General features: G+C 70.5%; 8 protein-coding genes. 4 read left to right on the top strand and 4 right to left on the bottom strand.

All coding sequences use genetic code 11. The features are described from left to right. Nucleotides 1-112: 112 nt before the first annotated feature. The gene (locus tag AWW66_RS30555) at nt 113-679 is read right to left on the bottom strand and encodes a sugar O-acetyltransferase (RefSeq protein WP_245648562.1); all 567 of its coding nucleotides are present in this window, start codon (nt 677-679) and stop codon (nt 113-115) included. A gap of 90 nt (nt 680-769) precedes the next feature. After that, entirely contained in the window at nt 770-1,348 is a 579-nt protein-coding gene (locus AWW66_RS30550; RefSeq protein WP_067373824.1) for a histidine phosphatase family protein, read from the bottom strand. A 123-nt stretch (nt 1,349-1,471) separates the two neighbouring features. Between AWW66_RS30550 and AWW66_RS30545 the strand changes: the two genes are divergently transcribed. The 4 genes from AWW66_RS30545 (at nt 1,472) to AWW66_RS30530 (ending at nt 5,414) form a co-directional block, all read left to right on the top strand. Next, the gene (locus AWW66_RS30545; RefSeq protein WP_067373821.1) at nt 1,472-2,029 is read left to right on the top strand and encodes a dihydrofolate reductase family protein; all 558 of its coding nucleotides are present in this window, start codon (nt 1,472-1,474) and stop codon (nt 2,027-2,029) included. A 124-nt stretch (nt 2,030-2,153) separates the two neighbouring features. Then, nucleotides 2,154-2,651 (top strand): YcxB family protein, encoded by a 498-nt coding sequence (locus AWW66_RS30540; RefSeq protein ID WP_067373818.1) that lies wholly within the window; start codon nt 2,154-2,156, stop codon nt 2,649-2,651. A gap of 433 nt (nt 2,652-3,084) precedes the next feature. Further along, complete coding sequence (locus tag AWW66_RS30535; RefSeq protein WP_067373815.1) at nt 3,085-3,297, top strand: hypothetical protein; 213 nt, start codon at nt 3,085-3,087, stop codon at nt 3,295-3,297. Nucleotides 3,298-3,938: 641 nt separating this feature from the next. Further along, nucleotides 3,939-5,414 carry an AAA family ATPase gene (locus AWW66_RS30530; RefSeq protein ID WP_245648561.1) on the top strand — a complete coding sequence of 492 codons (1,476 nt, stop codon included), beginning with the start codon at nt 3,939-3,941 and terminating at the stop codon, nt 5,412-5,414. Between the two features lie 265 nt (nt 5,415-5,679). On the opposite strand, the gene AWW66_RS30525 is transcribed toward AWW66_RS30530, so the two are convergent. Together AWW66_RS30525 and AWW66_RS30520 are read right to left on the bottom strand one after the other, a co-directional pair. Further along, the gene (locus tag AWW66_RS30525; RefSeq protein WP_067373806.1) at nt 5,680-6,144 is read right to left on the bottom strand and encodes a DIP1984 family protein; all 465 of its coding nucleotides are present in this window, start codon (nt 6,142-6,144) and stop codon (nt 5,680-5,682) included. Between the two features lie 146 nt (nt 6,145-6,290). Next, nucleotides 6,291-7,256, bottom strand: a complete 966-nt coding sequence (locus AWW66_RS30520; RefSeq protein ID WP_067373803.1) for a MerR family transcriptional regulator — start codon at nt 7,254-7,256, stop codon at nt 6,291-6,293. Nucleotides 7,257-7,430: the final 174 nt, after the last annotated feature.

The following is a 7,430-nucleotide window of genomic DNA, read 5'->3' as shown; positions in this document are numbered from 1 at the left end:
CGACGGCACTGCGTACGCCCGGAAGCGGAACGCCGTCGACCGGTGCCGACACGCTTCGGCACCGGTCGCTGGTCCCCGCTCGGGTCGACGTGCGCTGGTCACGTCGCGACCCTCAGGAGGTCGCAGGAGCTGCCGGCCGCAGACGCTTCCGCACGACCGCACCGGGTGCCGTCACCACGCTCAGCGGCGGCACGTCGTGTGCGACCACGGCGCCCGCGCCGACGACCGAGCCCCGACCGATGGTGACGCCGGGGGTGACCGTGGCCGCGGCGCCGATCCACACGTCGTCCTCGATGACGATGGGGGCGTGCGTGATGAAGTCGTACCGCTCGTCGAGCTCGACGGGATGCCCAGCGGTGCTCAGGGTCACTCGGGGGCCGATCAGGACCCGGTCACCGATCGTGATGCCACCGTAGTCCAGGAGGAAGCACCCCTGGTTGATGAACACGCGCTCGCCGAACGACGTCCCAAGCCCGTAGTCGCAGTAGAACGGGGGCAGGATGGACAGCGACCCGGGTACCGGTCGACCGAAGATCTCGGCGAGGACCGCCGTGCGGCCGTCGAGGTCGTCGAACGGCAGCGCGTTGAGGCGCGAGGTCAGCTTCATGACGAGCTGTACGCGCTCGGCGAAGGCTCGTGACTCGGGCGTCCGTGTGGGTAGGCGTTGCTCGTTGCGCACCGGGCGATGCTGGCACGGCGAGCCAGAGGCGCGGTGACGACCCACCGGCCTCAGGCGGACCCCTCGTGGTGCTCGCGCCGCATGTCGGGGCTACGGCGGTAGGTGCCCGGTGTCGTTGTAGCTGACCAGGACCGGAGGGCGGTCGGATGCCCACTGGACGACGGTGATCGCGCAGTTGTCCTGGTGTAGTCCGATCCACCGCCAGGTCGGGGCGTCGAGGACGTGGCGGACGAACCAGCCGATCACGAAGTTGTGCGTGATCAGCAGTTCGTCCCGGTCGCCGGCGCTGGTGACGCCGAAATGGTCGACGGCAGCCCGGAGCACCAGCGCGTCCTCGTCACGCTCGTCCGGGGGCACGCCGTCGAGCCAGGTGTGCCACCGGCCGGGGTAGCTGTCGCGCTGACCGGGGGAGGGCACCGGTGTGCGGTCCGTCACGAGGTCGCAGGCGTGTGCCGGCACCCGGGGGAGGTAACCGGCGACGATGGCGGCCGTCTGGGCCGCTCGGGGCAGCGGGCTGTGGTGGATGGCCGTGAACGGCACCGTGCGTAGCCGTTGGCCCAGTCGTTCTGCCTGGTCCCTGCCGTGCGGCGAGAGGCCGCCGTCGGGGGCGTGACCGCAGGCCGGATCCTGCTCGCCGTGGCGTACCAGGTACAGCCGTGTGCGGCCCATTGGCGTCCACCCCTTCGACGTCGGATCAGCGACGGCCCACGGTAGGCGACGGGCGCACGCGACCGTGTCGGCGTCAGGGACCGGAAAGAGGGTCCGGGATTCGCGAGGCCTTAGCCTCGACGGATGAACCGTGTCATCTACTCCGTTGCGTCATCTCTTGACGGCTACCACACCGATGCCAGGGGCGACTACTCGTGGGCGGTGCCTGACGAGGAGGTCATCGCCGCGCTCAACGCCGACGCGGTCACCGTCAGCACGTACCTCTACGGCCGGCGGATGTACGAGGCGATGGTCGGGTGGGAGACCGACCCGGCGGTCGCCGCTCAGTCGGCGGAGTCCGCTGCCTATGCCACGACGTGGCAGGCCGCGCAGAAGGTGGTGTTCTCCACCACCTTGCCGAAGGTGTGGACACGGCACACGCGGCTGGAGCGGGCCCTGACGACCGAGGCGGTCACGTCTGCTCGCGCCGAGGCGTCGGGGGATCTGACGGTCGAGGGCCCGCGACTCGCGCACAGCGCCCTGCAACTCGGCGTCGTCGATGTGGTCGAGTTGCTGGTGTGCCCGATCCTCGTCGGGGGAGGGACACGAGTGCTGCCTGACAAGGTACGGACGCCGCTGTCCCTCCGGCGGGAACGCCGTTTCGGCAACGGCATGGTTCAGCTGACCTACGACGTCCGGTAGGGCCTGTCCGTTCGACCTCCGGCAGGTCACCGTCCTGCCACTGGCCGCCGGCGGTGTCGCCGATCCGGCCGGCGGGTCGGGCGTCCGGCGCTGCCGGGGCGGGTGCGGGCACTATCGTTCTGGCGTGCACATTCGTTTCGACGTCCCCGCCGATCCCGACTATCCAGGTCGGGTGGCCGCTGCGTTGAGCAGTGTTCGGCTGCGCAGGTACGGCTATGTCGGCGGGGTGCTGGTGGCGGTCGGGGTGATCGGTCTCGCCGTCTCGCGGGGGTTCGCCCGGGGGGAGCAGTTCTCGTCGCTGTGGTTGTCGCTGGTCGTGGGTGGTGTGCTGTCGATGCTGTACGCGCCGTGGGTGCGCCTGCGCGCCCGGCGCCGCTCCAGTCGGTACGCCGTCGAGGGCAGTTACGACATCTCCGACAACAACATCATGATGCGCAGCGGCTCGGAGTCCGGTGGCATTGCCTGGGACGGGGTCAGCCAGGTGAGACCGACTCCTGAGTTCTGGATCGTGTACGTCGACCGGATGCCGGCGACGGTGATCCCGCGCCACCTGATGTCCGCCGAGGACGCCGAGACGTTGCGCGCCTACATGACCAGACGGGGCCTGCTCCGGACCCGGTGACCCCCTCTGCCGCCCGCCTCCAGGCGGCCCGATCCTGACCCGAGCGTGCCTCTCGGGGCGCGTCGGCAGAGAGGGGCGCGCGATCTGTCGGTGTCGGTGCCGGCGCGGGGTGTCGCCCGTCCACACCGCCTCGACGCGGTGCGTCCGTGCGGGTGCGCCGCGTCGAGGCGGCAGGCGCGACAGCGGTACGCCACGGTCCCGTGTGGCGGCGCGGTGGCTGTCGGGGCCTGCGGGTGGCCCGCGTGTCGGCACCGGCCTCGGGTCGGTGGCGGAATGTGCGGGGTCCGCGTGGTGGGTGACGACCTGGGAGAGGGCGGCTAGAACGTGTGGACGCCGCTGAACTGGAGGTCGTTCCAGCCGCGGGCGTCGGCGCGGATCTGGCGCTTCTGATACAGGAAGTCCAGGGGAAGACCGTGGTGCTGGGTGCCGGCGAGTGGCCGAGGGGGTCGTCGGAGTCCCGGCGGACACCGACGACGGTGACCTGCACGCCTTCGCCGCCGCGCAGGTCGGTGGCGAGTTTGTAGTCCGGCTTGCGCAGGCGTCGTACCGGACCCGGGGCGGCGAAGTCGGCCGCGACGCGGGCGTCGACGGTGGCCGGGTCGATGACCCGGGTGCCGGCGTCGGTGGGGTCGTGGGTGAGTTGTAGTGCCCGACCCGCAGACGGTCGGCTTCCTGCCGGTAGGCGATCGTGCAGCCGTCGAGCGTGGGAGTCAGGACGAACCGGCAGTCGGCGCTGGCGAAGCTGTCGGAGCATCCCCGCTCGCCGGATTAGAGCACCAGAAGGCCTGGAACGACGCCACGGTGGTGGCCGGGTGAGGACCACCTCCCAGGCGGGGACCCCGCTGCCGTCGGCGCCGAGGCGGTGGACGTCGGGCGCGGGGCGCAGGGTGAAGTGTTCGATCCGGAGGGCACCGAGGTTCACCTTGGGGATGAGCGCGTTGCGGTGGAGGAAGTGTCCCGGGTTGGCGATGAACTGCTCGACGGCCTCGCTGACGGCGGCGCTCCTCTGCACTGATCCGCGCTCGCCGGCGCCGTCTCCGCCCCCGTCGTGACGCCTTCAGGGCGCGGACGAGGGCTTGCAACCACATGGCCACTCGCACCCATAGCTGGTCGATGGCGTGGGACAGAAGCGCCTGTCGGCGGCCGTGGGGCGCCCCGGAGAAGGTCAAGCAGCTTGCCGTGACCGGAATGCGGCGAGCGCGGATGCCGTGGTGGGAATCCGCGACGACTCGGCCTGGATGTAAGTATAGTTAGTGTAACTACACTTACATGCAGGCGTGTGCGAGGGTGATCGTGGAGAAGCCAGCGGAGATATTCGACCGCGAGGTCGAGTGGAGTGAGTTGGTCCGGTTTGCGCGTGTGCCTCGGGCCGGGGCGACCCTGGGTGTGGTGTCCGGCCGTCGGCGTCAGGGCAAGACGTTCCTGCTCGACGCCCTGGTTCGGGTGAGTGGCGGGTTCATGTTCACTGCCACGGAATCCTCTGAGGCTGACGCGTTGCGCCAGTACGGTGAGGCGCTCGGCGGCTATCTGGGTGAGGCGACCCCGCTGCGGTTCGTGAACTGGGAAGAGGCGATCACGCGGACGATGACCCTCGCCCCTGCCGGGCCGCTTCCGGTGGTGATCGACGAGTTTCCCTTCCTGGCCCGTGCCAGTCCGGCGCTGCCCTCGATCATCCAGCGGGCGCTCGATCCAGCGGGGCAGCGGTCGAACACCCGCGTGCGGCTGCTGTTGTGCGGCTCGGCGCTGTCGTTCATGGGCGGCTTGCTGTCCGGCACCGCGCCGCTGCGGGGTCGAGCCGGCTTGGAGTTGGTGGTCCGGACGCTGGACTACCAAGCTGCGGCCCGCTTCTGGGGGATCGTCGATCCGCGCACCGCCCTCTTGGTCAACGCGATCGTCGGAGGCACCCCTGCTTACCGGCACGAGTTCACGCAGGACGACTCGCCGGCAGGGCCAGACGATTTCGACGACTGGGTAGTGCGTGCCGTGTTGAACCCGGCCCGCCCGTTGTTCCGGGAGGCTCGTTACCTGTTGGCGGAGGAGCCTGACATCCGTGACCCTGCCTTGTATCACTCGGTGCTGGCTGCGATCGCGGACGGGCGTACCCGACGCGGGGAGATCGCGAATTTCCTGGGCCGGCAGCCGTCCGACTTGACCCACCCGTTGGGTGTTCTGGAAGACGTCGGCTTGGTCGTACGGGAGGACGATGCGTTCAAGAGCAACAAGGGTGTGTACCGGATCGCCGAGCCCCTGCTCACCTTCTACCACGCCGTCATGCGGCCGGCATGGGGTGACCTGGAACGTGCGGGCCGGTCTCGGCAGGTCTGGCCCCGACTGCAGCGCACTTTCCTCAGTAAGGTCGTCGGCCCGCACTTCGAGACGATCTGCCGCGAGTGGGCCCGCTGGGAGGCGGACCCAGACCTTCTCGGCGGCTTTCCGACCAGGGTCGCGGCCGGTGTCGTCAACGACCCGGCCGCCCGCACTCAGCATGAGGTGGACATGGCGGTCTTCGGCCGCGACGATCAGGGCCGCGAGGAGCTACTCGCGATCGGCGAGGCAAAGTGGCACGAGATTGTCGGAGTCAGCCACCTGCAACACCTGGCGCACGTCCGTGGCCTGTTGCGTCGCCGCGACGGTGTCCTGGCCGACCGGTGTCGGCTGCTGCTGTTCAGCGGCGGCGGCTTCACCGACGACCTTCGGTCCATGGCGGCCGCAGAGCCCGGCGTCCAGCTCGTCGACGTGAACCGCTTGTACGCGGTGGATTGATGCTGTGGCGGGGGCAGCGACCGCCGTGGTGACCTCGTGGCGTACTCCAGGGTGCGGAAACCCCTGTCCCACCCTCGCCGTCGTGGATCTGCACCCGGTGGTGCGGTGTGCCCCGTGCGCCGTCACCTGTGAGCGGTGCTGGGCGTGCGCGGTGTGCCGGGGAGTCGAACCCCTGCGCCTGCCCTCGGCGCGCCAGGAGTGAGCCGGAATACCCGGCTCCCGGGTCGTGCACGCCTCCACGTCGGCTACCTGCTCCGCACCCGTCTCAGTCCAGCAGCTCGACCTCCCAGTTCGTCCGCTGGATCACCGTGTCGACCTCGCGTAGCTGCCGCGCGAGGTCGTCGGCCTGGCCGCGCAACTCCGCCACCGGCAGCGCCGGGATCATCCGCAGCTCCGAGCGCAACTGCCGGTGCCCGCGCTGCCCCTCCCCGGCTGCGGCGGACGCGGCGGAGGTGACCAGCCCGTGCCGCAGTCGCAGGACGTCCCGGCGCGCCAGCGCGTCGGTGAGGGTGCCGCCCTCGACCTGGGTGGCGGCGTTGGTGCGGTTGATCCGCCGGATCAGCGACTCCAGGTCGTCGAGCACCTCGCGCGCCTCGGTGAGGAGCGCTGCGGCGTCCTCGGCAGGGGTCTCACCCTCCTGGTACCGCGCGCTGGCGGCGATGCGGGCACGGAGTTGTTCGACGCGCCGCGATGCGTCCGCCCGCAGCGCGAGCGCCTCGGCAAGCTTCATGACGCCAGTATGGCCAGTGGTGGTCACGCACGCCTTCCGATATTCCGGGCGGACGTCCGCAGGCGGCGGCCGGCCTCGGCGGTACCCGGACCCGGGCCGGACTCCAGGAGTGGGCGACGTGCTGCGGCCGGGCGGCCATGGGCTGGTCAGCTCAGCGCCGTGACGGCAGCGTGCAGCCAGGTGGAGGCTGGCGCGCTGGTGGTGGCGTCGGGGCCCTGTTCCGGTCGCGGCGTGCCGTTGATCGTGGCGGTCAGCGCGTGGTACCTGCCGAGCAGGTCGACGTGCCGGGCCACGTGTGGCCCCGGGTCGGCGGCGGCGATCTGACGTCGGACCTCGGCGATGTCCTGGTCCCCGACGAGCGCCGCGACCGACGTGACGTACCGCCCGGCCAGCTCCCGGGCCTGGGGTGAGTCGACCGGCAGCCCGGCTTCGGCAGCGGCCCTGGCCTCGGCGAGGATCGCGACCTGGTGCTCGACCTCCGCGTCGGTCGGTGGGCTGTCCCGCTCGCGTGCCGCCGCCGGGGCGAAGGTCTCGTGGAAGAGGTGCCGGACCTCCTGCCGGAAGGCGTCGTCCCGCACCATGTCGGCCAGCTCGATCCAGGCCTCCAGCTGCTCGCAGGTCGGCTCCTCCGGCAGCCTGGGCCGCCACGGGCGCAGGTAGTCGACGAGGTCGTGGAGGTCGAGGCCCTCGGTGACCTGCGCCCAGAAGTCCTCGACGAGCTGGTCACGCTCGTCGTCGGACAGGGACACGAGCTTCTGCATGAGGCCCACCTGTTCGGTGGCGCTGTCGAGTCTGACGATGGTCCGTAGCACGGCCCGGCGGGCGCGGAAGCGGCTCAGGTGCCGCTCGACGAGGACCAGGTGGGCGGTGGCGAGATCCCGCAGCGTGATCTGGTCGGCCAGCAACTGACGGATGTCGTCGAGGCTGGCGCCCAGATCGCGGAGGGTACCGACAAGTTCGAGGCGGGCCACGGCCCGGATGTCGTAGCGCCGGTGGCCGGCGTCGGTGTGCCCGGTGGGGGTGATGATTCCCGTGTCGGAGTAGAACCTGATCGCGCTGACGCTCAGGCCGGTACGTCGGGCGACATCCCCGATCGAGTAGAGCGTGTCCATGGCCGCCACTATGACGTCTCAAGTGACGTGAGAATCAAGAGCTCCGGTCCGGCTGTCGCGGACGGGGCCTGCGGCGAGTGCACGCCACAGGCCCCGTATCCGTCGTACCTTGCGGAACTAGGGCGTGTGTCGAAGTCGGTGGTGGCGCCTGAAATGGTGTGACCGTTCGGCGTG

Source organism: Micromonospora rosaria, assembly GCF_001567585.1.
GTDB lineage: Bacteria > Actinomycetota > Actinomycetes > Mycobacteriales > Micromonosporaceae > Micromonospora > Micromonospora rosaria.
The sequence above is the reverse complement of the archived record's forward strand: the minus strand, read 5'-3'. Positions and strand labels throughout refer to the sequence as shown.

Excerpts from the sequence above, each read along its gene's own strand:
- AWW66_RS30550 (WP_067373824.1), bottom strand. The coding sequence starts at position 1,348 with ATGGGCCGCACACGGCTGTACCTGGTACGCCACGGCGAGCAGGATCCG.
- AWW66_RS30545 (WP_067373821.1), top strand. The coding sequence starts at position 1,472 with ATGAACCGTGTCATCTACTCCGTTGCGTCATCTCTTGACGGCTACCAC.
- AWW66_RS30525 (WP_067373806.1), bottom strand. The coding sequence starts at position 6,144 with ATGAAGCTTGCCGAGGCGCTCGCGCTGCGGGCGGACGCATCGCGGCGC.
- AWW66_RS30520 (WP_067373803.1), bottom strand. The coding sequence starts at position 7,256 with ATGGACACGCTCTACTCGATCGGGGATGTCGCCCGACGTACCGGCCTG.